The sequence below is a fragment of the Acidovorax sp. SUPP950 genome, from assembly GCF_030158935.1.
Classification (GTDB): domain Bacteria; phylum Pseudomonadota; class Gammaproteobacteria; order Burkholderiales; family Burkholderiaceae_C; genus Paracidovorax.
Window position 1 is genome coordinate 462,792 of the sequence record NZ_BQXE01000002.1, and the last position, 22,978, is coordinate 485,769.

A 22,978-nucleotide genomic window follows, 5' to 3' on the forward strand; every position below is an offset into this window, starting at 1 on the left:
GACCACCCCTTCATCCTTCAGGAGACCTGCCATGAGCCCGACCCCTTCCAACGCCGTGCTGATCCGCGGCGGCACCGTGGTGCATGCCGACCGCGAAGAGCGCGCCGACGTGCTGTGCGTGGACGGCCGCATCGCCGCCGTGGGCCCCGATGTGGCGGGCGAGGCGCCTGCCGGTGCCGAGACGCTGGACGCGAACGGCCAGTACGTGCTGCCGGGCGGCATCGATCCGCACACGCACATGCAGCTGCCCTTCATGGGCACCGTCACCATGGACGATTTCTTCACCGGCACGGCGGCGGGCCTGGCGGGTGGGACCACCAGCATCATCGACTTCGTGATCCCCGATCCGCAGGAGCCGATGATGGAGGCCTACCGCAAGTGGCGCGGCTGGGCCGAAAAGTCGGCGTCCGACTACGGCTTTCACGTCGCCGTCACCTGGTGGAGCGAGCAGGTGCGGGCCGACATGGGCACGCTGGTGCAGGAAGAGGGCGTCAACAGCTTCAAGCACTTCATGGCCTACAAGAACGCCATCATGTGCGACGACGAAACCCTGGTGAACAGCTTCCGGCGCGCGCTGGAGCTGGGCGCCATGCCCACCGTGCACGCCGAGAACGGCGAACTCGTCTACCTGCTGCAGCAGGAGGTGGCCAAGATGGGCATCACCGGTCCCGAGGGCCATCCGCTGGCCCGCCCGCCCATGGTGGAGGCCGAGGCGGCCAACCGCGCCATCGCCATCGCCGACGTGCTGGGCGTGCCCATCTACGTGGTGCATGTGAGCTGCGCCGAAGCGGCGGAGGCCATCGCCCGCGCCCGCGCCCGGGGCCAGCGCGTGTTCGGCGAAGTGCTGGCCGGCCACCTGCTGATCGACGACAGCGTGTACCGCGACCCGGACTTCGCCACCGCCGCCGCCCACGTGATGAGCCCGCCGTTCCGCCCCCGCTCGGGTGGCCACCAGGAGGCGCTGTGGCGCGGCCTGCAATCGGGCCAGTTGCACACCACGGCCACCGACCACTGCACCTTCTGCGCTGCGCAGAAAGCCATGGGCCGCGACAACTTCGCCAAGATCCCCAACGGCACCGGCGGCGTGGAAGAGCGCATGGCCGCCATCTGGGACGGCGGCGTGAACACCGGGCGGCTCACGCCCTCGGAGTTCGTCGCCATCACCTCCACCAATGCGGCCAAACTCTTCAACATCTACCCGCGCAAAGGCTTCGTCGGCGCCGGGGCCGATGCCGACCTGGTGCTCTGGGACCCGCAAGGCACGAAGACGTTTTCCGCGAAGACGCAGCACAGCAAGGGCGACTTCAACATCTTCGAGGGCCGCACCGTGCGCGGCATTCCCAGCCACACCATCAGCCAGGGGCGCGTGGTGTTCGCCAACGGCGACCTGCGCGCCGAGCCGGGCCGGGGCCGCTACATCAAGCGCCCCGCGTTCGGCCCCCAGTTCCAGGCCGTGCAAAAGCGCGCGCAGGACCTCGCCCCCACGGCGGTCGCCCGCTGACGGCCGCCCACGCATCCGGAGAACACCATGGACACGACCACCCGAACCGACATCAGCCACCTGCGCGTCAACGGCGAGCGCCTGTGGGATTCCCTCATGGAACTGGCGCAGATCGGTGCCACGCCCAAGGGCGGCGTCTGTCGCCTCACCCTCACCGACCTGGACAAGCAGGGCCGCGACCTCGTCACCCGCTGGGCGCGCGAGGCCGGCATGACCGTCACCATCGACCAGATCGGCAACGGCTTCATGCGCCGCCCGGGGCGCAATAACAAGCTTCCGCCCATCATGACGGGCAGCCACATCGACACCCAGCCCACGGGCGGCAAGTTCGACGGCAACTACGGCGTGCTGGCCGGCATCGAGGTGGTGCGCACGCTGAACGACCACGGCATCGAGACCGAGGCGCCGATCGAGGTGGCCTTCTGGACCAACGAGGAAGGCAGCCGCTTTGTACCCGTGATGATGGGCTCGGGCGTGTTCGCCAAGGCTTTCACCCTGGAGCATGCCTACGCCGCCACCGATACCGAAGGCAAGACGGTGAAGGGCGAGCTCGAGCGCATCGGCTACGTGGGCGATCAGGTGCCCGGCGACCACCCCATCGGTGCGTATTTCGAGACCCACATCGAGCAGGGGCCCGTGCTGGAGGACCACGGCAAGACCATCGGCGTGGTGACGGGCGTGCTCGGCATCCGCTGGTACGACTGCACCGTGACCGGCATGGAGGCCCATGCCGGCCCCACGCCCATGGCCCTTCGCAAGGATGCGCTGCAGGTTGCCACGCGCCTCATGCAGGAGGTGGTGGCTTGCGCGCACCGCCACCCGCCGCACGGTCGCGGCACGGTGGGCATGGTGCAGGTGCATCCCAACAGCCGCAACGTGATCCCCGGCCAGGTCAAGTTCAGCATCGACCTGCGCAACGCCACCGACGCCGATTGCGAAAGCATGGACCGGGACATCCGCGACGTGGCCGCCCGCCTCAGCGCCGAAACCGGCCTGCCGATCCAGATCGACCTGGTGTCCAGCTACCCCGCGCAGGTGTTCCACCCCGACTGCGTGGACGCGGTGGGCCGGGCGGCCGCCAGCCTGGGCTACAGCCACATGCCAGCCGTGTCGGGCGCGGGGCACGATGCGGTCTACATGGCGCGCCTGGCACCTGCGGGCATGGTCTTCATTCCGTGCAAGGACGGCATCAGCCACAACGAGATCGAAGACGCCCAACCCGAGCACATCACCGCTGGCTGCAACGTGCTGCTGCATGCCATGCTGGAACGCGCCGGCACCTGAATGGTGCGTGGCTGGGGCGGCGGCCTGCCGCCGTGTTACAGCAACCCTCCCCCGGTGGGGTTGTGGCAGGCCCCCGCAGCGCATAACGTTCAACGCTTTGCTTGAAGCCATGCCTTCCATGACGACACTGAACCAGCCCGCTGGGCGCGCTGCCTCCGCCTGCTTTCCTTCCACCCCCGCCCGCGCGACCCTCGTGGCCGCCACCGTGGTGGCCGCGCTGGCCCTGGCCGGCTGCGAGACCACCAACATGCGCATGGGCAGCCCCGATGCCAAGACCGTGGCCACGGGCAGCGCGGCCGGCGGTGCCACCGAAGGCGCCAGCAGCGAGCTGGAACGCTGCGAATCGCCACTGGGCACCGTCTCGCTGATCGAGAACCAGCAGGCCGGCTGGTACACCATCCTGCGCAACGAATACCGCCTGCCGCCCACGGCCAACCTGCTGCGCCTGCTGGTCCAGCAGTCCAACTGCTTCGTCGTGATCGAGCGCGGCGCGGCCGGCATGACGGCCATGGACCGCGAGCGCGCCATCATGCAGTCGGGCGAAATGCGCGGCGGCAGCAACTTCGGCAAGGGCCAGATGGTCGCCTCCGACTACGGCCTGTCCCCGGAAATCGTGTTCAACAACGACAACGCCGGCGGGGCCTCCGCATCGCTGGGCGGCCTGGTGGGTGGGCGCGCGGGCGGCTTGCTGGCGGCGCTGGGCGGCAGCTTGAACACCAAGGAAGCGAGCGCATTGCTCACCCTCATCGACCACCGCTCCGGCGTGCAGGTCGCTGCCTCCGAAGGCAGCGCCTCCAAGACCGATTTCGGCGCCGTGGGCCAGCTGTTCGGCGGCTCGGGCGGAGCACGCCTGGGCGGCTACAGCAACACGGCCGAAGGCAAGGTGATCGCCGCGGCCTTCATGGACGCCTTCAACCAGATGGTGCGTTCGCTGCGCAGCTATAAGGCCCAGTCGGTCAAGGGCCAGGGCCTGGGCGGCGGCGGGCGCCTGGGGGTGGATGGCGGCGCCGCGCCGTCGCAGACCTCGGCGCCGCGCGCGCAGCCCGTGTCGGCGGCCACCGGCGGCCTGTCGCTGCGCGATGCGCAGGCCAAGCTGAACGCCCTGGGGCACGACACCGGCACGCCCGACGGTGCCATGGGCGCCAAGACGGCGGCCGCCCTGCGTGCCTTCCAGAAGGAGCGCGGCCTGCCCATCACCGGCCGGCTCGACGCCGCCACTGCGGCCCAGTTGAGCCAGTAACGTCTGCCGGACGGCTGCCGGCTTCGAGTCGGTCGTCCGCGCCCGCTGGGGGCGGGCGGCCAGTCACTAGCCGGCGCCGTGCGCGCCGGTCAGGTTCAGGAAGTGGTCCAGCATGTGGAAGTGGTCCTCGAAGAAGGCCTCTTCCATGGCCGCCAGGTCCGCGACCGGTATCCACTGCACCTGCATGGCGTCGTCATCGGCCTGCACGGCAGGGAAGGGCGCATCGCCCAGGTCGAAGTAGTGGGCGTGCGTGATGGTGCGCCCGCGCTGGCTGCGGTCGGGATGGTCGAAGACGGCCGTGGCGCGCAGTGCGCGGCGCAGGGTGGCGTCGGGCACGTCGCAGTGCGTCTCTTCGGCCAGCTCGCGCAGGCACGACTGCCACAGCGTCTCGCGCTGCTCGATGAAGCCGCCCGGCATGGCCAGCTGGCCCCTGCCCGGGGCGTGCGCGCGGCGGATGACGAGCACGTGGTCCTGGCAGCGCAGCACCGCGTCCACCGTCACGAACACCGGCGGGTAAGGCGCCTGCGCCCACGATTCGCGGTAGCTGCGCAGCACGCGCCATTCTTCCTGCAGCGCCGCGTAGTGCGGCTGCCGGGCGAACACGTCCAAAAATTCGAGCGTACTGGCCGGCATCTGGTCGGCCAGGGGGCCGAGCGCCGTCAGCACGCCCTGCGGCGCTGCGCCGAAGTACGCGTCGCGGATGGCGGTGGCATCGATGGTGCCCTGCCGGTCCATGGGGATCAGCGACCAGCCGGGGAAGGCGTCCAGGTAGCTGCTGGTCGCGTCCTTGAAATGGCCGACCAGGCCGATGCGCGCATCGGGCAGCACGTGCGTGGACACGGCGCGCAGCACCGCCGCCACCCACAGGGCCTCGTTGTAGTGATCGCGCACGGGCAGCACGGTCAGCCGGGCCCGGTCGGCCTCGGGCAGGGCATTGCGTAGCATGGCTTCGCGCTCGGCCCAGGTGAACGGGTTCTTGGGCGATCGGGCCTGCCAGGCCGAGCCCATGACCACGATCACGTTGTTGGCGCTGTCCAGCGCGCGCTGCAAAAGGGCCAGGTGGCCGTTGTGGACGGGCTCGAAGCGGCCGATGTAGATGGCGGTGTCGTACATGTGTGTTCCGGTTGGGCGCCCCGCGCCGTGAGCGGCGCCGTCGGGGCTGCTGGGAATGTAGCCGGGCGGGCCGGGGCGGGGGGCGGGCGCGGCGAATGCGCCGACCGCTCCGCATGGGTCGCTACGCGGCCGGATTCATCGATTTGCTATAAAAATAGTAGCGATATGCCCTAGTAATGATTGTGCTGGAGGCATTTTTGATGCAAACCTCTCCGTGGCGCAGGCCACCGCCTCACACATACCGGGCGGCGATCGGCATCTGCCGCCCGGTGCCGAAGGCCTTGGCCCGCACGCGCACGATGGGCGGGGCTTGGCGCCGCTTGTATTCGCTGCGCGCCACCAGCATGCGCACGCGGTGCGCCAGGGCCCGGCCGTCCGCGCTGGCCTGCAGCTGGCGCGCGAAGTCCTGCGCGTTGGCGTATTCGGTGCGCGACAGGCCCTCGCCTTCGATGAGCAGCTTGAGGATCTCGTCCAGCACGGGGTAGGGCGGCAGGCTGTCGTCGTCCTTCTGGCCGGGCGCGAGCTCGGCCGAGGGCGGCTTGTCGATGATGGCCTGGGGAATGATCTCGCGCCCCGCGTTCTCGTTCACGTGGCGCGACAGCTCGAACACCTCGGTCTTGTACAGGTCGCCCAGCAGGCCCAGGCCGCCGTTGGTGTCGCCGTACAGCGTGCAGTAGCCCACCGAGATTTCCGATTTGTTGCCGGTGGTGAGCAGCAGGTGGCCGAAGGCGTTGGAAAACTCCATCAGCGTCGTGCCGCGGATGCGCGCCTGCACGTTCTCCAGCGGCAGGCCGCGCAGCGGCTGCCCGAAGCTCGTTTCGAACTGCGCGGAAAAGCCCGCCACCAGGTCCGCGATGGGGTGGGTGTGCAGCACCACGCCCAGGTTGTGGCACAGCTGAACCGAATCGTCCACCGAGCCGCTGGACGAAAACCGCGAGGGCATGGTGATGCCCACCACGTTCTCCGGCCCCAGCGCTTCGACCGCCAGCGCCAGCGTGAGTGCGCTGTCGATGCCGCCCGAGCTGCCCACCACCGCCTGCGTGAACCCGCAGCGGCGTGCGTAGTCCCTCAGGCCCAGCACGATCTGCTGGCGGTAGAACGCCATGGTGGGCAGGCCCTCGCGCGGCACGGGCGGCAGGTCGGTGCCGTCCAGCCGGGCGAAGTGGCCGTTGTCCAGCAGCTGCACGGTGGACACGTCCTCCTCGAAGCGGCGCGACTCGAAGACCACGCCGTCCTCGGGCTCGACCGCGAAGGAGGCGCCGTCATAGACCAGCTGGTCGTGCCCGCCGACCTGGTTCACGTAGACGATGGGCAGGCCGTGCCGGCGCGCCGCATCGCCGAACACCTGGTGGCGCAGCTCGCGCTTGCCGATGTGGCTGGGGCTGGCGTTGATGCTCACCACCAGGTCGGGCGCGGCATCGGCCATGCGCTGGAAGGGGTTGGTCTGGTAGTCGGCGCCGCTGTCGTTCCAGCCGTCCTCGCACACGATGAACCCCACCTGCGAGGTGCCGATGCGCAGCACCTTGGCCACGTCCGGGCCGGGCTCGAAATGGCGACGCTCGTCGAAGACGTTGTAGGTGGGCAGCAGCTGCTTGGCATACGACAGCCGCACCTCGCCCGCCCGCAGCACCCGCAGCGCGTTCAGCAGCCGCTTGCCCGGCCCCGGTGTGCGCACCGGCATGCCGACCACCCAGTGCAGCGCAGGCAGGCCGGCCGATGCCTCGCACAGCCGGGCCAGGCCCGCGTCCAGGCGTTCGAGAAAGGCGGGCTCCTCCAGCAGGTCGCCCGGGTAGTAGCCGCACAGCGACAACTCGGAGAACACCACGAGTTCGGACTGCGCGGCCGCGGCCTCCTGCGCCGCCGCGATCATGCGCTCGACGTTGCCTTCGATGTCGCCCACGGTGAGGTTGAGTTGGGCCAGGGTGATGCGGAGCATGGGGTCTTTCCTTTCTGTCTTTCTTCTTCAAGCGGCGATGGTTCGGTGGCGGGGCGGCGGCGTGCCGCGGTGCCTCATGGCGGTGGCACGTTGAACACCTGCCGCAGGTAGGCCAGGTAGGTTTCGTCGTCGCACAGCGTCTTGCCCGGGCTGTCCGAGAGCTTGGCCACCGGCTGGCCGTTGGCGTGGGTGATCTTCATCACGATGTTGAGCGGCGCCACGCCCATGTCGTTGGTGAGCTGCGTGCCGATGCCGAAGCCCAGTTGCACCCGGTCGCTGAAATGGCGGTGCAGCGACAGCGCCTTGTCCACGTTCAGTCCGTCGGAGAACACGAGCCGCTTGGTGTGCGCGTCGATGCGCAGGCGGGCGTAGTGCGCCAGCGCCTTCTCGCCCCAGGCCACCGGGTCGCCCGAATCGTGGCGCAGGCCGTCGAACAGCTTGGCGAAGTACAGGTCGAAGTCGGCCAGGAAGGCGTCCATGCCCACCGTATCGGTCAGCGCGATCCCGAGGTCGCCCCGGTACTCCTGCACCCAGTCCTCTAGCGCCGCTTTTTGAAAGTCGCGCAGCCGTACGCCCAGGGCCTGGTAGGTCTGCAAATACTCGTGCGCCATGGTGCCGATGGGCACCAGGTTCAGGTCGCGCGCCAGCATCACGTTGGAGGTGCCCTTGAACCACTGCGGCGCCTGCTGTGCGAAGGCTTGCACCACCTCGCGCTGCCACGCGCCGCTGTAGCGCCGGCGCAGCCCGAAGTCGAACATCTCGAACGGGTGCGTGCGCTCGGACTCGCCCGAGAGCGCCTGCACGTGCGCGATCTTGTCCGCCAGCCGGCGGCGTCCTTCGGCCAGCGCCGCGGCCGGGTCGAAGCGGCGGAAATACAGCTCGTTCACGATCGCCAGCACGAAGATCTCGAACCCCATCACATGCACCTGCGGGCCGCGCGCCACGATGTGCAGGTCGCCGCCCTCGGCCCGTGCCTCGATGAACGCGCGCTGGAACTGGAACAGGCGCAGAAAGTCCACGAAGTCGCTTTTGATGAAGCGCAGGCCGGCCAGGTAGTCCAGCTCACCGGGGGAAAACCGCAGCGTGCACAGCGCGTCCAGCGCCGCGTTCACTTCGCCGAGCAGCTCGGCCAGCGGATAGGCCGGCCGGTTGCGGCAGACGAAGCGGTATTCGGCCTGCGTCTGCGGGTGGCTGTGCAGCAGCGCCTGCCACATCGTGAATTTGTAGAGGTCGGTATCGAGCAGGCTGGTGATGACGGGTTGCATGGCGTTTGCTATGTTTTTAGGAAGGGATGCCGGGAGCGAACCTGCGCTAGAGGCGGATTTCATCGCTGCGCGCCAGTTGCGCTCCCTGGGCCTGCAGGGCGTCCAGAAAGTCCTGCTGCTGCGCCCCGAAACCGGCCACGGGCGCCATGCAGTCGGTCAGCAGCACGAGGCGGTCCGCCCGCCAGCCCGGCTGCAGCCGGGGCAGGTGCTGCACGATGTGCTCGGTGGTGGCGCGCACGCAGTGGCTGCCGGCCTCGCCCGCAACGACGAGGCGGTCCGCCGTCCCCAGGGCGTGGAGCAGCCGGGTGTTGAGCAAGGTGGCGGGGTCGTCGGCATCGGGCACCTCGGCCTCGATGGCGCTGTAGTGCTCGGTCCAGGGGTTGGTGCCCTTGAACACGGGGTGCACCGCGCGCTGGCGCTGTGCCTGCCACGCGCCGCAGGCGGCCAGCACGTCGGCATGCACGCCGTGGCCCCAGCTGCCGATCTCGCAGTGCACCGGCCACACCATCAGCGTGTAGCGCCCTTGCGCCTCCAGCGCGTCCAGGTAGGCCAGCACGCGGGGCAGGGCTGCGGCATCGCGCGGGGCGAACGCGCCGGCGCGCACCTGCGCCGCGGTGATGGTCGTGAACGGGGCGACCTCGCCGCCATCGCCCTGGCGCCAGAACGAGGGGTGCGCCACGTCGTAGCGCTGGTGCGAGTCGAGCGTGACGGTGATCGCCTCCAGCGCCTGGCCCTGGCGCCGGATGAAGGCGGCCAGGCGCTGCATGTCGGCATGGGCGCCGGGCACGGGCAAGGCGGGGGCGATGGACTGGCCGGTGAGCGGGTGCGCCGGCTGCCACTCGGTGGGCAGGTCGCAGAAATCGTTCTGTGGGTCGATCACCAGCAGCTGGGTCGTCAAGGGGCGGTTCATGGATCGGGTCATGGTGCAAGGTCCTCGGGGCAATGGGTGCAGTCTATTCCTGTTAGTTTGATTTTGCAACTAAGTGGACCGAAAGGCATTGTCAGGAAATGAAAAACCGGTCGACGTGACTGGATGGGTGGCATCGGCATTCCGGGAGTGGTAGGCTCGTTCGTCCAATCCTGCACATAACCATCCCCTCGATGTCCTCCGCCGCTTCGCCCACCGTCATCTGCACCGTGGATACCGTGCTGCTCACGCTGCAGGATGGCGCCCTCCACGCGCTGCTCGTGCGCCGCGACAAGGCCCCCTATGCCGGCGCGTGGGCTTTGCCGGGGGGCTACATCCATGCGCAGGACGATGCCGATGCCCAGGCCAGCGCCGCGCGCGTGCTGCGCGAGAAGGCCGGCCTGCAAAGCCCTTACCTGGAGCAGCTCGCCACGTTCTCGGGCCTGGCGCGCGACCCGCGGGGCTGGTCGCTGGCGGTGGCCTATTGCGCGCTGGTGCCTGGCGAGGCGCTCCAGGGCATCCCGCCCCGGCAGGGAGTGAAGCTGGTGCCGGTCGATGCCTTGCCGCCCCTGCCGTTCGACCACCGCGCCATGGTGGATGCGGCGCTGGCGCGCGTGCGCAGCAAGAGCCTGTATTCCTCGATGCCCGTGCATTTGTGCGGCGACGCGTTCACCCTGCCGCAGTTGCAGGCGGTGTACGAGGCGGTGCTGGGCGAGCCGCTCAACAAGGTGAGCTTTCGCCGCAAGATGGACGAGCTGGACATGCTCGAACCCGTGCCCGGCCTGGTGCAGGGCGGTGCCCACCGGCCCGCGCAGATGTACCGCCTGCGCCCCGCGTTCCGCAAGGCCCTGGCACTGTCGTCCCGCGCGCTCTGAACAGAAAAAAGCCCCTTGCGGGGCTTGGGACGAACGGAGCAAGACGCATCTCAGGCGGCGACCGCCTTGGCTTCGTCGTAGGTTTGCAGGTACTGCTTCGCCAGTTCGGTCTTCTGCTTTTCGGTGAGCAGCTTGCCGGCCATCTGGAAGAACCGGTGTTCCTCTTCCTCCAGATGGTGCCGCACCTTCTCGCCCAGTTTTTTGGCCACCGCCAGCCAGGCGGAGCTGCCGGGGTCGGCGGCCTCCAGGTCTTCGACCAGTTCGTCCAGGGCATGGTGCTCCGCGATGGCGTGGCGCGACAGGTCGATGCCGGCATCGTGCTCCATGAGCGGCCGGTAGAAGTGGCGGTCTTCGGCCAGCTCATGGGCCGCCAGTTCTCGCTTGAGCTCGATGAACCGCTCGTGCCGCTCCGGGGTGTCGCCGCTGGTGGCCTCCACCTGGCGGACCATGTCGCGCTGCCGCTCGTGGCTTTCGCGCAGGGCTTCGAAGATGTTCATGCGCGCGGCCCCTTCACTTGAGTGCCTTGCGTGCCGCGCCGATGCCCAGCACGGCCAGCACAACGAACACCACGGCGATCACCAGGAAGATGAAGAACAGGATCTTCGCGATGCCGGCAGCGCCCGCGGCGACCCCGGTGAACCCCAGCGCGCCGGCGATGAGGGAAATGATGGCGAAAACGATGGCGTACTTCAGCATGGCAGAGCTCCTAGAAAAGTCAGTGCATGCACTGGATGGTGGATGCAAGGACGATAAGTGCCATGGAAGCGCCCCACCCGTCGGCCGGGGCGGGGCATGGGCGTAGGAGGGGGCCGATGCGGTGGGCGCCTGCCGTTCGCACGGCGGCATTGCCCCGCCGGCGGGCGCCGCCCTGGCGCCCTCAGGGGCTCAGCACCCGGCGGCCGCCCGCAGTGCAGCGGCCTTGTCGGTCTTTTGGCTCCGGCCGGCCCGGTGGGCCTTCGCATCGCTGTGCGATACGAGTCTTTGCCGAAGCCCGGCCCAACCACGCTGGTCGCGTGGCGGGCTTACAGCCCGGCAGCGGCACGCAGTGCCGCTGCTTTGTCCGTCTTCTCCCAGGTGAACTCGGGCTCTTCGCGGCCGAAGTGGCCGTAGGCGGCGGTCTTTTCGTAGATGGGGCGCAGCAGGTCGAGCATCTGGATGATCCCCTTGGGGCGCAGGTCGAAGTGCTCCTGCACCAGCTTGGCGATCTGGTCGTCCGGGATCACGCCCGTGCCTTCGGTGTACACCGTCACGTTCATGGGGCGGGCCACGCCGATGGCATAGGCCACCTGGATCTGGCACTGGCGCGCCAGGCCCGCGGCGACGATGTTCTTGGCCACGTAGCGCGCGGCGTAGGCGGCCGAGCGGTCCACCTTCGTCGGGTCCTTGCCGCTGAACGCGCCGCCGCCGTGGGGGCAGGCACCGCCGTAGGTGTCCACGATGATCTTGCGGCCGGTCAGGCCGCAATCGCCTTGCGGGCCGCCGATGACGAATCGGCCGGTGGGGTTGATCAGGTACTTGGTGTCCTGGAGCCACTCGCTGGGCAGCACGGGCTTGATGATCTCCTCGATGATGGCCTCGGTGAAGCTGGCCTTCATCTTGGTGGAGGTCTCGCTCTGGTCGGGGTGGTGCTGGGTGGAGAGCACCACGGTGTCGATGCTGTGGGGCTTGCCGTCCACGTAGCGCATCGTGACCTGGCTCTTGGCGTCGGGCCGCAGGAAGGGCAGGCGCCCGTCCTTGCGCAGCTGGGCCTGGCGCTCGACCAGGCGGTGGGCGTAGTAGATGGGCGCGGGCATCAGCTCGGGCGTCTCGTCGCAGGCGTAGCCGAACATCAGGCCCTGGTCGCCGGCGCCGGTGTTCAGGTGGTCGTCGCTCGCCTGGTCCACGCCCTGGGCGATGTCGTTGCTCTGCTTGTCATAGGCCACCAGCACCGCGCAGCCCTTGTAATCGATGCCGTAGTCGGTGTTGTCGTAGCCGATGCGCTTGATGGTGTCGCGCGCGATCTGGATGTAGTCCACGTGCGCGTTGGTGGTGATCTCGCCCGCCAGCACCACCAGCCCGGTGTTGGTGAGGGTCTCGGCCGCCACGCGGCTGCGGGGGTCCTGCTTGAAGATCGCGTCCAGAATCGCGTCGGAAATCTGGTCGGCGACCTTGTCGGGGTGGCCTTCCGAGACGGATTCGGAGGTGAAAAGGAAATCGTTCGCCATTTGAATAAACTCCTGTGTTCCGGCATTTTGGGCGTTGCCCTCAGCCTTGGGAGCTTTGGCGAACGCTTTAGCAGATTTGTTTTACGTCGCCCTGCAAGTTGCTCATTTAACTCAGCGACCGCGCCATTTTAATGCCAACCCTTTTCCGTTTCCTTTCCCGGCTTCCGCTCTGGCTCGCCCATGCCCTCGGCGCGGCCGCGGGCTGGCTGGTTTTCTGCCTCTCGCCCACCTACCGGCGGCGCTTTCGCGAGAACGCGGCGCGGGCCGGCTATTCGTTCGGACAGGTGCGTGCGGCCGTGGGCCACGCCGGCCGCATGGCGGCCGAACTGCCCCGCCTGTGGCTGCGCGAGCAGACGCCGTGCCGCATCGAGAACGCCGCCGCGGTCGAGCGTGCCTGGGGCGCGGGCAAGGGCATCGTCTTTCTCACGCCGCACCTGGGCTGCTTCGAGCTGTCGGTGCAGGCCGCGGCCCAGCGCTGGGCCGCCGAGCGCGGACCCATCACCATCCTGTACCGCCCCGCGCGCCAGCCCTGGCTGGCCGGCGTGATGGCCACCGCGCGCAACCGACCCGGCATCCGCGCGGTGCCCACGGCGCTGACGGGCGTGCGCCAGATGATCAAGGCGCTGCGCCGCGGCGAGGCCGTGGGCCTGCTGCCCGACCAAGTCCCGCCGCAGGGCCAGGGCGTGTGGTCGCCGTTCTTCGGCCGCGAGGCCTACACCATGACCCTGGCCGCGCGGCTGGCGCAGCAGACGGGCGCCGCCGTGGTGCTGGCGCGCTGCGAGCGGCTGGGCGCCGGCCGCGGCTATGTCTTGCATTTCGAGGAGTTGTCCGTGCCCCTGTCCGAAGACCTTGACGCGGCCGTGCTGCAGATCAACCAGGCGATGGAGCGCACCATCCGCCAGAGGCCCGACCAGTACCTGTGGGGCTATGCCCGCTACAAGCAGCCGCGGGCCGAAGCGCACGCCGCAGGGGCCGCGGCATGACGGGCCGCATGAACGTGTGGCTGATGGGCGTGCTGGCCCGCCTGCCGCTGCCGGTGCTGCGCGGCCTGGGCTGGGCGATCGGCCAGGTGCTGTACCGGCTGGCCGCGCCGCGCCGCAAGGTGGCGCTGCGCAATCTGGAGCTGTGCTTTCCCGATGCGTCCCCCGCCCAGCGGCGCGCCTGGGCCCGCGAGACCTTCGTGCGCTTTTGCCAGACCTGGCTGGACCGCAGCTGGCTGTGGATGGCGCCGCGCGCGGTGGTCGAAAAGCGGCTCACCATCCACGGCGCGCTGCACGAGCTGGACGGCGATGCGCCCACCATCATCTTCGCGCCGCATTTCCTCGGCATGGATGCGGCGGGCACGGCGCTCACCCTGCAGACCGACCGGGCCTTCACCTCGATCTTTACGCCGCACCCGGATCCGGCCGTGGACGCCTGGCTGTTCGCGGGCCGCCAGCGCTTCGGCAACGTGCGCATGCTCAACCGGGGCGACGGCGTCAAGCCCATCCTGAGCGGGCTGCGCAAGGGCGGGCTGCTGTATTTGCTGCCGGACATGGACTTCGGCCCGAGCGAGTCGGTCTTCGTGCCGTTCTATGGCGTGCGCGCGGCGACGATCCCCTCGCTGTCGCGCTTCGCCCGCCTGGGCCGCGCCAAGGTCGTGCCGCTGGTGGGCCGCCTGACCCCCACCGGCTACAGCGCCGAGATGATGCCGGCGTGGGAGCACTTTCCCACCGACGACCTGGAGGCCGACACGGCCCGCATGAACCGCGAGCTGCAGCAGTGGATCGACACCATGCCGGGCCAGTACTACTGGGTGCACAAGCGCTTCAAGTCGCGCCCGGATGGCGAGCCTTCGGTGTACCAAAAATAAAAGCAGTTTCTAGCCGAATCGTTGCCACGCCGGCGGTTTGATTGCCTGTATTGCTATTGATTTTGTAGCGTTTGGGGCGTCAGGCTTTCGGTGATGGCCCGGATCACCGCCGCCGGCTGCTCGTGCACGATCCAGTGCGAGGCGCCCGGCACCTCGGTGCGGGTGAGCGAAGGCACCCACTGCGCGAGCCCCTGCAGCAGCCCGGGCAGCAGGGCCGGGTCGTCCAGGCCCCAGACCACGCGGGTGGGCACGTTCACGGTGAGCATCGAATCCGGCAGGGTGAGCGCGCCGGCGGCGGGATCGCCCTCGCGCGGCGGGCGCAGCGGGCTGGCGCGGTAGTAGTTGCACGGGCCCGTCAGGCCGGCGCCCCAGGTGGCGCGGTACTGGTCGCGCACCTTGGGGGTGAGCCACGCGGGCGCCGTGCCGTCGGCCCGGTCGAAAAAGCCGAACAGGCGCCGGAAGTCGTCGGCCGCAAGCAGCGCCTCGGCGTCCGGCCGGCAGAGAAAGTGCATGTACTGGCTGGCCGCCTGCTGGGCCGGGTTGTTCTGCAGCTCGCGCAGGAACGTGCCCGGGTGCGGCGAATTGACGATCACCAGCCGCTGCATCAGCTCAGGCCGCTGGTTGGCCAGGTTCCAGGCCACTGCGCCGCCCCAGTCGTGCGCGATCAGCGCGGCCAGGGGCTGCGAGTTGCCGCATTCGGCCGCGATCAGGGCCGTGATGTCCTGCACCAGGTGCTTGGCGCGGTAGGCGGCCACGTCCGGCGGGGCGCTCGATGGCGCGAAGCCGCGCAGCCAGGGCGCCACGCAGCGGTAGCCGCCGTGGGCCGGGTCGGCGAAGTGCTCCAGCAGCGCATCCCAGATGAAGGCGCCTTCGGGAAACCCGTGCAGGAACAGCAGCACCGGGCGGCCGCGCTCGCCGCGGGTGCGGCAGTGCAGCGTGGTGCCGTGGGGCAGGGCGTGCGCAATGGTGTCGATCATGGTGCTCTGCCTTGGATCGCAGCCCGCGCATGACCTGTCTGCGCGGGCGCCTAGTTGTCTTCCGAATCCTCGTCCAGGGGCGCCTCTTCGGTGCCGTCCTGCGCATCGGGCGACGGGCCGGCCACCGGATGGGACCACTGCCACAGCAGTTGCGCCACCTCGTCCACCCCTTGCTTCTTGAGGGCCGAGAACATCTTGACCTCGCCGCCGCCGGCCTGCAGTCGCGTGATGGACAGCACCTTGGCCTGTTCGGCGCGGGTGAGCTTGTCGGCCTTGGTGAGCAGCACCAGGAATTTCAGGCCCGATTCGACGCGCGGGCGCACGGCCTCCAGCAGTGCCTCGTCCAGCTCGGTCAGGCCCAGGCGCGGGTCGCACAGCAGCACGATGCCGGTCAGGCTCTGGCGGGTGACCAGGTAGCTCAGCATCACCTGCTGCCAGCGGATCTTGTCCGAGCGCGACACGGCGGCGTAGCCGTAGCCGGGCAGGTCGGCCAGCACGGCGTCGGTCACGCCCTGCTTGCCCAGCGAGAACAAATTGATGTGCTGCGTGCGACCGGGCTTCTTGGAGGCGAAGGCCAGCTGCTTTTGCTGCGTGAGCGTGTTGATGCAGGTGGACTTTCCGGCATTGGAGCGGCCGACGAAGGCGATCTCGGGCACCTCGATGGGGGGCAGGTGGTGCAGTTGCGCCGCCGTCGTCAGGAACCGCGTGGTGTGCATCCACCCCATGGCGACTTTGGCGTCCGGTGCGGGCGGGAGGGAGCCAGCAACTGGCGCATGTGATGTAGTCGTCATAACGGGGGTTACCAAGGATAGAGGGCCAGGGGGTCGCATTGTAGAATCGCGCCGTTTTGCGCCCATAACACAAGAACCCTCGATATGAAGAAATTGCTTGCTCCCATGCTGATGGCTGCCGTGCTGGCAGTTGCTGCTTTCCCGGCTTTTTCTCAGGGGGCCGCCCCCGCTGCCGCGGCGCAAAAACCCGCCAAGCCGGATCTGGCCAAGGGTGAGGCCACCTTCACGGCCGTGTGCGTTGCCTGCCACGCGGCCGACGGCAACTCCGCCATCGCCATCAACCCCAAGCTGGCCCAGCAGCACCCCGAATACCTCGTCAAGCAGTTGCAGGAGTTCAAGTCCGGCAAGCGCAACAACCCCGTCATGAAGGGCTTCGCCTCGGCCCTGTCCGATGACGACATGCGCAACATCGCCTGGTGGGTGGCGTCCAAGCAGGCCAAGCCGGGCTTCGCCAAGGACAAGGAACTCGTCGCCCTGGGCGAGCGCATCTACCGCGGCGGCATCGCCGACCGCAACATCGCCGCCTGCGCCGGCTGCCACAGTCCCAACGGCGCGGGCATTCCGGTGCAGTACCCCCGCCTGTCGGGCCAGCACGCCGACTACACCGCCGCGCAGCTCGTCGCCTTCCGCGACGGCGTGCGCAGCAACAGCCTGCAGATGACGCAGGTCGCCGCCAAGCTCAACGACCGCGAGATCAAGGCCGTCGCCGACTACATCGCTGGCCTGCGTTGACCTGGGTCAATCCCCCGGGCCGGCCACCGTGCCGCGCCCCTGAACCAACCGCCGATAATCACACCCAAGACGGGCGGGTCCATCTGAACGGATGGCCCGCCCTTTTGTCTTTCGTCCATGTCTGAAACCACCCACGGCATCCGCATCCACACCCGCTCGCAGGCCATGCGCGCGGCGGTGGAACTGCTGTCGTCCATGCGCTTCGCGATCTCGCTGCTGACGGTGATCTGCATCGCCTCGGTGATCGGCACGGTGCTCAAGCAGCACGAACCCGCCGCCAACTACGTGAACCAGTTCGGGCCGTTCTGGGCCGAGCTGTTCATGGCGCTCAAGCTCAACGCGGTGTACAGCGCGTGGTGGTTCCTGCTGATCCTGGCGTTCCTGGTGGCGAGCACCTCGCTGTGCATCGCGCGCAACGGCCCGCGCTACCTGGCCGACGTGCGCAACTACAAGGAAAACGTTCGCGAGCAAAGCCTGGAGGCCTTCGGGCTGCGGGCCAAAGGGCCGCTGCCCGGCGAAACCCCCGAGGCCGCCGCGCGCCGCATCGGCGACATGCTGGCCGGCGGCGGCTGGAAGGTGCGGCTGCAGCAGCGCACCACGCCGGCCGGGCCTGGAACGGGCTGGATGGTGGCGGCCAAGGCGGGTGCGGCCAACAAGATCGGCTACATCGCGGCGCACAGCGCCATCGTGCTGGTGTGCGTGGGCGGCCTGCTGGACGGCGACTTGGTCGTGCGCGCGCAGATGTGGCTGGGCGGCAAGACGCCGTACAACGGCGGCGGATTGATCTCCGAGGTCCGGCCCGAGCACCGCCTGTCCGAGCGCAACCCGACCTTCCGCGGCAATCTGCTGGTGGCCGAGGGCACGCAGTCGAGCACCGCCATCCTGAACCAGTCCGACGGCGTGCTGCTGCAGGAGCTGCCCTTCGCCATCGAGCTCAAGAAGTTCATCGTCGAGCACTACTCCACCGGCATGCCCAAGCTCTTCGCGAGCGAGATCGTCATCCACGACAAGGCCACGGGCGAGGCCACGCCCGCGCGCGTGGAGGTCAACCACCCGGCGAGCTACCGCGGCATCGAGATCTACCAGTCGAGCTTCGACGACGGCGGCTCGCGCCTGCAGCTGCGCGCGGTGCCGCTTGCGCCCGGCATAGCACCCTTCGACGTGGAGGGCGTGGTGGGCAGTTCCACGCCGCTCACCGCCAGCGCCGCGGGCCAGCCGTTCACGCTGGAGTTCACCGCGCTGCGCACCATCAACGTCGAGAACTTCACCGACACCGGCGCCGTCACCTCCGGCGCGGACGTGCGCAAGGTGGACCTGCGCCAGGCCATCGAGGCGCGCCTGGGCGCGGGCAACAAGACCGTGACCCGCAAGGAGCTGCGCAACATCGGCCCCAGCGTGAGCTACAAGCTGCGCGACGCGGCGGGCCAGGCGCGCGAATTCCACAACTACATGCTGCCGCTGGACGCGGGCGACGGGCAGCCCGTCTTCCTGCTCGGCGTGCGCGACACGCCGTCCGAGCCGTTTCGCTTCCTGCGCATTCCGGTGGACGACCAGGGCAGCATGCAGGGCTTCGTGCGCATGCGCGTGGCGCTGGCCGATCCGGCGCTGCGCGAGCAGGCGGTGCGCCGGTATGTGGCCAAGGCGGTGGACCCCGCGCGCCCCGAGCTGGCCGAGCAGCTGGCGCAGTCGACCGTGCGCGCCTTGTCGCTCTTTGCCGGGGCGGACGCCGGCGCGGCAGGCGCCACCCCGGGCAAGGGCGGTGCGCCGGGCCGCGGCGGCCTGCAGGCGATCTCGGACTTCATGGAGGCCAACGTGCCGCCGGCCGAACGCGAGCGGGCGGGCGAGGTGCTGATCCGCATCCTGAACGGCGCGCTGTTCGAGCTGGCCCAGCTCACGCGCGAGCGTGCGGGCCTCAAACCCCTGGCGCAGAGCGATGCCACCCAGGCGTTCATGACGCAGGCGGTGCTGTCGCTCAGCGACGCGCAGGCCTACCCCGTGCCCCTGGCGTTCGAGCTCAAGGACTTCACCCAGGTGCAGGCGAGTGTCTTCCAGGTGGCCCGCGCGCCGGGCAAGAACATCGTGTACCTTGGCTGCGCGCTGCTGATCATCGGCGTGTTTTCGATGCTCTACGTGCGCGAACGGCGCCTGTGGGTGTGGCTGGTGCCCCAGGACGGGGGCGCCCAGGCCACCATGGCGCTGTCGAGCAACCGCAAGACCCTGGACGGCGACCGCGAGTTCGCCCGGCTCACCGACAAACTCATCGGGGCGCGGCCCCACGGAGACACCGCATGAACACCGCCGCCACGGACACTGCCCGCGATCGCACGAATCGCGCCGACCGCACCATCACCCTGAACGAGGGGTTCCTGGTCCGGCGCAATGCCTTCGACTGGGTCTTCGCTGCGTTGGTCGCGGCGGGCGGGCTGTTCGCGCTGCAGCGCTACGGCGCGTTCATGGATGTCTACGAAAAAGGCATCCTGCTGGGCGCCATTCCCTGCACCGTGTGGCTGGGCTGGTTCTGGCGGCCGCTGCGGGTGCTGATGGTCGTGGTGGCCGCCTTCGCCCTGGCGGCCATCGGCCTGTACCAGCAGGACGGCGCTGGCAGCCTGGCGCGCGCCGACACGGTGTTCGGCCTCAAGTATTTCCTGTCCAGCCAGTCGGCCATCCTGTGGATGAGCATGCTGTTCTTCATGAGCACGGCGTTCTACTGGATCGGCATGTTCTCCCGCGGCGAGGGCCGCACCCTGTCGCTGCTGGGCTCGCGCCTGGCGTGGGTGGGCATCGGCATGGCGCTCATCGGCACGCTGGTGCGCTGGTACGAGAGCTACCTCATCGGCGCCGACGTGGGCCACATCCCGGTGAGCAACCTGTACGAGGTGTTCGTGCTGTTTTGCTGGATGACCGCGGCCTTCTACCTCTATTACGAGGCGCAGTACGAGACCCGCGCGCTGGGCGGCTTCGTCATGCTGGTGGTCAGCGCCGCCGTGGGCTTTTTGCTCTGGTACACCGTGGTGCGCGAGGCGCACGAGATCCAGCCCCTGGTGCCGGCACTGAAGAGCTGGTGGATGAAGCTGCACGTGCCCGCCAACTTCATCGGCTACGGCACCTTCGCGCTGTCGGCCATGGTGGCGTTCGCCTACCTCGTCAAGCAGCAGGCCGGCGAGACGCGCTGGTACAAGCTCGCGCCCCTGTGGCTGCTGGGCGTGGTGCTGTGCTTCGAGCCCATCGTGTTCCGCCAGGGCGCCACCGAGAACGGCGGCGCCTACTGGATGGTGTATTTCGGCGTGTCGGCGTTCATCGTGGCGGGCATCCTGCTCGGGCGCCGGCGCATCGCGGCCCGTCTACCGTCGTTCGAGGTGCTGGACGATGTCATGTACAAGGCCATCGCCGTGGGCTTCGCCTTTTTCACCATCGCCACGGTGCTGGGCGCGCTCTGGGCGGCCGAGGCCTGGGGCGGCTACTGGAGCTGGGACCCCAAGGAGACTTGGGCGCTGATCGTGTGGCTCAACTACGCGGCCTGGCTGCACATGCGACTGATGAAGGGCCTGCGCGGCACCGTGTCCGCCTGGTGGGCGCTGGTGGGGCTGGGTGTGACCACATTCGCCTTCCTGGGCGTGAACATGTGGCTGTCGGGGCTGCACAGCTACGGAACGTTGTAGCCCACAATGAATCCTTTCGGGGCCGGTGCGCGTATAACCGGCATCGTCCCCCCGAACCACAAGGATTCCCCATGCCGATTCCCCGCAGAGACAACGGCTTCATCCACGCCGCCAGCAGCGAAATCACCCCCCGCGCCGTCTACGAAGGCCGGCGCGACCTCATCAAGCTCATGGCCGGCGGCGCTGCCGGGGCGGCCCTGGCCACCTGGGCCGCGCGCGATGCCGGCGCCCAGGCCACGCGTCCGGGCAAACTGGCGGCCCTGGCCGGCGGCAAATCGGCGGTGGCGGGCGCCAACACCATGGAAAAGGTGACCGACTACAAGGACGCCAGCACCTACAACAACTACTACGAGTTCGGCGTGGACAAGGCCGACCCGGCCCGCAACGCCCACACCCTGAAGACCACGCCCTGGACGGTCGAGGTCGAGGGGCTGGTCAACAAGCCGGGCAAGTTCGGCATCGAGGACCTCATCAAGCTCAGCGCCCAGGAAGAGCGCATCTACCGCCTGCGCTGCGTCGAGGGCTGGTCCATGGTGATTCCGTGGGTGGGCTACTCGCTGGCCGAGCTGCTCAAGCGCGTGGAGCCGCAGGGCAGTGCCAAGTACGTGGAGTTCGTCACGCTGGCCGACAAGAAGACCATGCCCTTCGTCGGCTCCGCCGTGCTCGACTGGCCCTACACCGAGGGGCTGCGCATGGACGAGGCCATGCACCCGCTCACGCTGCTCACCTTCGGCATGTACGGCGAGGTGCTGCCCAACCAGAACGGCGCGCCGGTGCGGCTGGTGGTGCCCTGGAAGTACGGCTTCAAGAGTGCCAAGAGCATCGTCAAGATCCGCCTGACCGACAAGGAGCCGGGCACGGCCTGGAACAAGGCCGCCAAGCAGGAATACGGCTTTTATTCCAACGTGAACCCGAACGTGGACCACCCGCGCTGGAGCCAGGCCACCGAGCGGCGCATCGGCGAGGACGGCCTGTTCGCCAAGAAGCGCAAGACGCTGATGTTCAACGGCTACGAGGCCCAGGTGGCCTCGCTGTACGCCGGCATGGACCTGAAGAAGTTCTACTGACCCGCCCCGAGTCCGACATCCCGCCGCCAGCGCCTTCGAGGGCCGCCGCCATGAAAAAACTGCTGATGCATCCCGCCGCCAAGCCGGCGGTGTTCGCCCTGTGCCTGCTGCCGCTGGCGTGGCTGGTGTTCGGCGCCGCCACCGACCGGCTCGGCCCCAACCCGGCCGAGGCGCTGATCCGCGAGAGTGGCGACTGGGCGCTGCGGGCCCTGTGCCTGGCGCTGGCGGTGACGCCGCTGCGCGTCATCACGGGCACGCCGGCCCTGGCGCGCTTTCGGCGCATGCTGGGGCTGTTCGTGTATTTCTATGCGGTGTTGCACCTCATGGCCTACGCCTGGCTGGACATGGGCTTCGACTGGCCGGAGATCGTGTACGACATCGGCAAGCGGCCTTTCATCCTGGTGGGCACGCTGGCCGTCGTGCTGCTCACGCTGCTGGCGGCCACGTCGTTCAATCGCGCCATCCGCTGGCTGGGCGCCAAGCGCTGGCAGGCGCTGCACCGCATCGTCTATGCGGTCGCGGGGCTGGCGCTGCTGCACTTTTTCTGGATGCGCGCGGGCAAGAACAACTTCGCCGAGGTGGCGGTGTACGCGGCCATCCTGGGCACGCTGCTGGGCTGGCGCGTGTGGAAGCGCTACGCCCGGCGCCCGGTGGCCGCCCGCACGGCATGATGCTATTAAAATAATAGCAATATGCCCTAGTATTGATTGTGCTGGAGGCCTTTTTGGCTAGGATCGCCCCTGCACGGCGTGCAGGGCCGGACGCACCTGCCGGGTGGCCGGGTCGATGAAGGCCGTGGGGAACTGGTAGGCCCGGTCGTCGAACAGGTCGATGCCGCACATCAGGTTCTCGATCCAGTCGAAGAAATCGCCGATGGCCTTCGGCCCCATGATCGGCGCGCCGTGCTGGGGCACCAGCATGGCGATGTCCATCTGCCGCACCATGCGCACCCACAGCCGCAGGATCTTGTTGGACACCATGTAGCGGCGGTGGAACCCTTCCATGCGCGGAATGTGCGGCGCCAGATCGGTCACGGGCTCGCGCGCCTCGGTGCCCGAGGTCATCGACACGCCCAGGTCCCCCGTGAAGAGGATGCGGCTGACCGGGTCGTAGAAGTGGAAGTTGCCCTCGGAGTGCATGAAGTGCGCTGGCAGAAGCACCAGCTCGTGCCGCCCCAGCGGCAGGTGGCCGCCGCCGTCTGGCACGCCGATCACCCGGTTCTCCGTCTTGCCGACCTTGGTGAAATGCGGCGCGAAGCGCTCCCACACGCGCGAGATCACCAGCGTGGCTTTGGTGCTGGTCATCCAGCGGTCGAGCGAGGCGATGATGTCCGGGTCGGCATGCGAGGCGATCAGGTACGACAGCTTGTGCGGCGGGAAATGCTTGGACATTCCCATGAACAGCTCGTTGAAGGCGAGATTGCCGCCCGGGTCGATGATGGCGCCCGTGTCGCCGTCCACGATCAGGAATTGATTGGCCTGAACGGCCTGCCCGTCCTCCTCGATGAGGTCGGAGAACATCAGGCAGGCGTGGTGCTTGTCTCGGTACAGTTCCAGCGGTTCCAGGGCCATGGCA

The 22,978-nt window shown here is 68.7% G+C and carries 21 protein-coding genes; 11 read left to right on the plus strand and 10 right to left on the minus strand.

The genetic code is table 11. The features are described 5' to 3' along the window. Nucleotides 1-31: 31 nt before the first annotated feature. The 3 genes from hydA (at nt 32) to AVME950_RS11245 (ending at nt 4,025) form a co-directional block, all read left to right on the plus strand. The gene (gene hydA / locus AVME950_RS11235; RefSeq protein ID WP_284429890.1) at nt 32-1,501 is read left to right on the plus strand and encodes a dihydropyrimidinase; all 1,470 of its coding nucleotides are present in this window, start codon (nt 32-34) and stop codon (nt 1,499-1,501) included. Nucleotides 1,502-1,528: 27 nt separating this feature from the next. After that, nucleotides 1,529-2,785 (plus strand): Zn-dependent hydrolase, encoded by a 1,257-nt coding sequence (locus AVME950_RS11240; protein WP_284429891.1) that lies wholly within the window; start codon nt 1,529-1,531, stop codon nt 2,783-2,785. Nucleotides 2,786-2,903: 118 nt separating this feature from the next. Further along, the gene (locus AVME950_RS11245) at nt 2,904-4,025 is read left to right on the plus strand and encodes a peptidoglycan-binding domain-containing protein (protein ID WP_284429892.1); all 1,122 of its coding nucleotides are present in this window, start codon (nt 2,904-2,906) and stop codon (nt 4,023-4,025) included. 66 nt (nt 4,026-4,091) lie between these two features. On the opposite strand, the gene AVME950_RS11250 is transcribed toward AVME950_RS11245, so the two are convergent. The 4 genes from AVME950_RS11250 to AVME950_RS11265 all read right to left on the minus strand — a co-directional run bounded on the left by AVME950_RS11250 (nt 4,092) and on the right by AVME950_RS11265 (nt 9,261). Then, nucleotides 4,092-5,138: a bifunctional nicotinamide-nucleotide adenylyltransferase/Nudix hydroxylase gene (locus AVME950_RS11250; RefSeq protein ID WP_284429893.1), complete on the minus strand. Its 1,047-nt coding sequence runs from the start codon at nt 5,136-5,138 to the stop codon at nt 4,092-4,094. A 232-nt stretch (nt 5,139-5,370) separates the two neighbouring features. Beyond that, nucleotides 5,371-7,074 carry an NAD+ synthase gene (locus AVME950_RS11255; RefSeq protein ID WP_284429894.1) on the minus strand — a complete coding sequence of 568 codons (1,704 nt, stop codon included), beginning with the start codon at nt 7,072-7,074 and terminating at the stop codon, nt 5,371-5,373. A 74-nt stretch (nt 7,075-7,148) separates the two neighbouring features. Next, nucleotides 7,149-8,339, minus strand: a complete 1,191-nt coding sequence (gene pncB, locus AVME950_RS11260) for a nicotinate phosphoribosyltransferase (protein ID WP_284410935.1) — start codon at nt 8,337-8,339, stop codon at nt 7,149-7,151. A gap of 46 nt (nt 8,340-8,385) precedes the next feature. After that, a complete protein-coding gene (locus tag AVME950_RS11265; RefSeq protein ID WP_284429895.1) occupies nt 8,386-9,261 on the minus strand; it encodes a cysteine hydrolase family protein in 876 nt (291 codons plus the stop codon). Between the two features lie 179 nt (nt 9,262-9,440). Between AVME950_RS11265 and AVME950_RS11270 the strand changes: the two genes are divergently transcribed. Then, the gene (locus AVME950_RS11270) at nt 9,441-10,121 is read left to right on the plus strand and encodes an NUDIX hydrolase (protein ID WP_284429896.1); all 681 of its coding nucleotides are present in this window, start codon (nt 9,441-9,443) and stop codon (nt 10,119-10,121) included. Between the two features lie 50 nt (nt 10,122-10,171). On the opposite strand, the gene AVME950_RS11275 is transcribed toward AVME950_RS11270, so the two are convergent. The 3 genes from AVME950_RS11275 to metK all read right to left on the minus strand — a co-directional run bounded on the left by AVME950_RS11275 (nt 10,172) and on the right by metK (nt 12,325). Beyond that, a complete protein-coding gene (locus AVME950_RS11275; protein WP_284429897.1) occupies nt 10,172-10,618 on the minus strand; it encodes a hemerythrin domain-containing protein in 447 nt (148 codons plus the stop codon). A gap of 13 nt (nt 10,619-10,631) precedes the next feature. Further along, a complete protein-coding gene (locus AVME950_RS11280; protein ID WP_272567532.1) occupies nt 10,632-10,817 on the minus strand; it encodes a DUF1328 family protein in 186 nt (61 codons plus the stop codon). 326 nt (nt 10,818-11,143) lie between these two features. After that, nucleotides 11,144-12,325 carry a methionine adenosyltransferase gene (gene metK / locus AVME950_RS11285; protein WP_272567533.1) on the minus strand — a complete coding sequence of 394 codons (1,182 nt, stop codon included), beginning with the start codon at nt 12,323-12,325 and terminating at the stop codon, nt 11,144-11,146. Between the two features lie 131 nt (nt 12,326-12,456). Between metK and AVME950_RS11290 the strand changes: the two genes are divergently transcribed. Next, complete coding sequence (locus tag AVME950_RS11290) at nt 12,457-13,308, plus strand: lysophospholipid acyltransferase family protein (RefSeq protein ID WP_284429898.1); 852 nt, start codon at nt 12,457-12,459, stop codon at nt 13,306-13,308. After that, complete coding sequence (locus tag AVME950_RS11295) at nt 13,305-14,177, plus strand: lysophospholipid acyltransferase family protein (RefSeq protein ID WP_284429899.1); 873 nt, start codon at nt 13,305-13,307, stop codon at nt 14,175-14,177. Before AVME950_RS11290 ends, AVME950_RS11295 begins: the two co-directional genes overlap by 4 nt. A 53-nt stretch (nt 14,178-14,230) precedes the next feature. Here AVME950_RS11295 and AVME950_RS11300 read toward each other — a convergent pair whose 3' ends face one another. Continuing rightward, nucleotides 14,231-15,154: an alpha/beta fold hydrolase gene (locus AVME950_RS11300; RefSeq protein ID WP_284429900.1), complete on the minus strand. Its 924-nt coding sequence runs from the start codon at nt 15,152-15,154 to the stop codon at nt 14,231-14,233. Nucleotides 15,155-15,204: 50 nt separating this feature from the next. After that, entirely contained in the window at nt 15,205-15,945 is a 741-nt protein-coding gene (yihA, locus tag AVME950_RS11305) for a ribosome biogenesis GTP-binding protein YihA/YsxC (protein ID WP_284429901.1), read from the minus strand. Nucleotides 15,946-16,029: 84 nt separating this feature from the next. Between yihA and AVME950_RS11310 the strand changes: the two genes are divergently transcribed. The 5 genes from AVME950_RS11310 to msrQ all read left to right on the plus strand — a co-directional run bounded on the left by AVME950_RS11310 (nt 16,030) and on the right by msrQ (nt 22,074). Beyond that, a complete protein-coding gene (locus AVME950_RS11310; RefSeq protein ID WP_284425978.1) occupies nt 16,030-16,677 on the plus strand; it encodes a c-type cytochrome in 648 nt (215 codons plus the stop codon). A 117-nt stretch (nt 16,678-16,794) separates the two neighbouring features. After that, nucleotides 16,795-18,969, plus strand: a complete 2,175-nt coding sequence (locus AVME950_RS11315; protein ID WP_284429902.1) for a cytochrome c biogenesis protein ResB — start codon at nt 16,795-16,797, stop codon at nt 18,967-18,969. Further along, a complete protein-coding gene (ccsB, locus tag AVME950_RS11320; protein WP_284429903.1) occupies nt 18,966-20,336 on the plus strand; it encodes a c-type cytochrome biogenesis protein CcsB in 1,371 nt (456 codons plus the stop codon). Before AVME950_RS11315 ends, ccsB begins: the two co-directional genes overlap by 4 nt. Before the next feature lie 71 nt (nt 20,337-20,407). Further along, nucleotides 20,408-21,403 (plus strand): protein-methionine-sulfoxide reductase catalytic subunit MsrP, encoded by a 996-nt coding sequence (gene msrP, locus AVME950_RS11325; RefSeq protein ID WP_284429904.1) that lies wholly within the window; start codon nt 20,408-20,410, stop codon nt 21,401-21,403. A gap of 50 nt (nt 21,404-21,453) precedes the next feature. Continuing rightward, nucleotides 21,454-22,074 carry a protein-methionine-sulfoxide reductase heme-binding subunit MsrQ gene (gene msrQ, locus AVME950_RS11330; RefSeq protein WP_284429905.1) on the plus strand — a complete coding sequence of 207 codons (621 nt, stop codon included), beginning with the start codon at nt 21,454-21,456 and terminating at the stop codon, nt 22,072-22,074. 57 nt (nt 22,075-22,131) lie between these two features. Here the strand turns inward: msrQ and AVME950_RS11335 are convergent, their stop codons facing one another. Beyond that, nucleotides 22,132-22,974, minus strand: coding sequence for an oxygen-binding di-iron domain-containing protein (locus AVME950_RS11335; protein ID WP_272567546.1), 843 nt, complete (start codon nt 22,972-22,974; stop codon nt 22,132-22,134). Between the last annotated feature and the right edge of the window lie 4 nt (nt 22,975-22,978).